Below are 2,730 nucleotides of genomic sequence, written 5' to 3' on the forward strand. Positions count from 1 at the left end.
CCGAGGGGGCGACGCAGCTGCTGCGCTGGACCCCCCACACCACCTCGGGCGCCTGGGTGACCGTCGGGCAGCCCACCGCCACCACGGCCCAGCTGGGCGCGGTCAGCGCGGTGGCCACGGGCGTGCGGGACGCGGTGAGTTTCCCTGGGGTCACCGAGATGCTGGCCTCGCCCGTGGCTGCCGACCCCACGGTGGCCACCATCGCGGGGGGGGACCGGTTTCTCCCCATGGCCCAGCCGCCGAGCACCCCCATCAGCGGCCTGCACTTCCTCGTGCCGGGTGCCGGCTTCTACCGCAAACGCGAGGTCAATGGCCCGTTCGTGCTGAACCTGAGCCGGGTCCCGGTCGGGACCGACCTCAGTGACCGCCTCCAGGACGCCATGCTCGCGGCCGTGTCCGCTCAGGGCACCGGGCGCTACGGCGGCGAGCTCCACGTGTTGGCGCCTCCAGGCGCCAACTACACGCTCACCAAACAGATCGTGATTCCGGCCCGGTTGGTGGCGCGGTATCTGGGCGGCGGCATCGAGTCGGACAACCTGGAGGCGGGCAACACCGCGTTTCTGGTCCAGCCCACCGATGGCAGTACCAGTCTGTTCCGGTTCGACACGGCCAGTGTGCCTACCTTCGGGTACACCCGCACCGGCAGCCTGCTGGGCTTCAGTGCCAAGCTGGCCCAGGCGGCGCGGGGTCAGGGGTACATGTACGTGGACCTCAAAGACGCGGCCTACGTGGATGTGGGCGGCGAAACCAACCGCATCTACGTGGAGGGTTTCGACACCCTGTACCGACTGGACAACAGCATGGGCACGACCGTGCGCAATATCGTCTGCCGGGCGTTCGTGACCGGCATGCGGGCCACAGGGGGCGCGGCCCGGGTCAGCACCACGCATGTGGAGCAGGCCGTGACCTACAAGGGCGAAACCATCTGTGACCGTGCCCGGCACCTGGCGGCCGACAGCGTGTATGACCTGGTGACGCGGGACGTGGTGTACGAGTCCCTGCGCTGGATTGGCGACATTGAGCGCGGCAACCGCCTGACAGAGGACAACCCGTACGCGGAAAACATCCCCTGTGACGGGGCCGCGCGGCCCTGGTACAACCTGTTCGTGGCTGGGGTGTCGGCTCACCACGCCAATGCCCAGGGGTATTACGAAGCGCGGGGCGGCGTGATGGCGGGGTACAACACCGGCCCGGTCCACGACGACGGTGTGGGCTTCAACGTGGGGAGCGGGGAGTGCCACCTGTTCACCGACATCCGCCGCGTGCAGGCGCCGGTCCAGAGTGCGGCCAGCACAACACTGTTGGTGCTGGACCACCGGCCGGAGCAGACGGGGACGGCCAATCAGCCCGATGAGTACCGCCGGATTGCGGACTGGACGGTGGTGCGCGGCAGCGTGCGGCGCAATGTGATTGGTGGCGTGGGGCTGGCTACGCAGCAGACGGCGGTGCAGCGGCTGCGGGGGTATGGCCGGGGCCATGAGGTGCGGCCGGTGTATCAGACACACGAGAACGACTATGAGATGGTGGCGCTGACGCCGGGCGGCACACAGGGCATCTGGTTTCTCAACGGGCTGCGCAACCTGATGACGTTTGCTGGACCAGTAGGGCTGGCGCGGACCACGCGCGCGGCGCTGCCGCCGCCGTATCTGCTGGGGACCGTGCAGCTGGTCAGCAACCCTGAGGCCGGCAAACTCGCGCTGGTCATGGTGGGGGCGGCGGGCGGCAGCAACCAGTGGCAGTACCTGGACGGCACGGCCGTGGCGCTGACCTGAGCGGGGTGTCACGCGCCGCATCACCCTGAATCTATGTCCCACTCGCCCGCCCCAGGTCGCCAGCACTGGGGCGGCGGTTTGTTTGCTGGCCAAAGGAGGCCTATGCGCCGTTTACTCCTACTGCTGATCCTGCTGCCCAGTGCGGCCCTGGCCCTGCTGGTCGTGCCCCCTGGACCCCCCGCCTGCCGCCTGCAAGTGGTGCCCGATTACACCCTGGGCGTGACCTTCCGCGCGGCGCTGCGCCTCGCCCCCGGTTGCCCGTTCGGCACGGTGCTGCGCGTGCGCAAGTCCAGCACCACCAGCACAAGGCGCAATGGTGCCCCCTACCAGCCCATCAAGCCCGAACAGGGCGCCTGGGAAGTTGGGGCCGCCGGGCAGCCCCTGAAGTCACCCGTGCCCAGGAGTGAACTCTGGACGCTGTACACCTGGCGCTGGGAGTACAACGCGGCTCGGGCCGGTCAGCCCGAGCGCTGGCGTCCTGGGGAGGTACTCCGTGCAGCGCCGTGAGTCCCGCTTCCGCGACCCCGTGTTCTGGGACGGGGCGGCCTGGGCCCTGCGCATGGTCCTGGTGGCCGCGCACCTGCTGTTCGGGCTGGTGGCCATTCTCCGCCCGAACATTCCGCTGCTCTTCCAGGGCTACAGCGCGTTTGACGACAGCTTCGGGTTCAACCTCTGGGGCCTGTGGCACCTGGGCGCGGCCGTGCTGCTCTGGCGGGTGCCGACCCGCGTGCCGTTCGGGCTGCTGACCACGGCCTTCAGTGCGTTCTGGATGTTCTTTACCGGGACGATGTTCTGGGTGGGGGCGGAACTGATCTTCGGCAGCGTGGTGTTCTATCTGTTCGGCGGGTACGGGCTGGCGCTGTTCACGCGGTCGCTGTGGCTGTACCTGGTGCGCGTCGAGTGGTTCCAGCACCGGGTGCTGCGGTGGCCGCATGCCCGTTGACGACACCACCAAGGA

At 68.9% G+C, this 2,730-nt stretch carries 3 protein-coding genes; all 3 read left to right on the forward strand.

The genetic code is table 11. From position 1 onward, the window contains the following. Window positions 1-1,772, forward strand: a 1,772-nt coding sequence (locus K7W42_RS22585; RefSeq protein ID WP_224577659.1) for a hypothetical protein, incomplete at its 5' end; no start/stop codon positions are given. 102 nt (window positions 1,773-1,874) lie between these two features. Continuing rightward, complete coding sequence (locus K7W42_RS22590) at window positions 1,875-2,279, forward strand: hypothetical protein (RefSeq protein WP_224577661.1); 405 nt, start codon at window positions 1,875-1,877, stop codon at window positions 2,277-2,279. Continuing rightward, window positions 2,266-2,715 carry a hypothetical protein gene (locus tag K7W42_RS22595; RefSeq protein WP_224577663.1) on the forward strand — a complete coding sequence of 150 codons (450 nt, stop codon included), beginning with the start codon at window positions 2,266-2,268 and terminating at the stop codon, window positions 2,713-2,715. The genes K7W42_RS22590 and K7W42_RS22595 overlap by 14 nt, the downstream gene beginning before the upstream one ends. Window positions 2,716-2,730: the final 15 nt, after the last annotated feature.

Origin of the sequence: Deinococcus betulae (assembly GCF_020166395.1) — a bacterium.
Lineage (GTDB): Bacteria > Deinococcota > Deinococci > Deinococcales > Deinococcaceae > Deinococcus > Deinococcus betulae.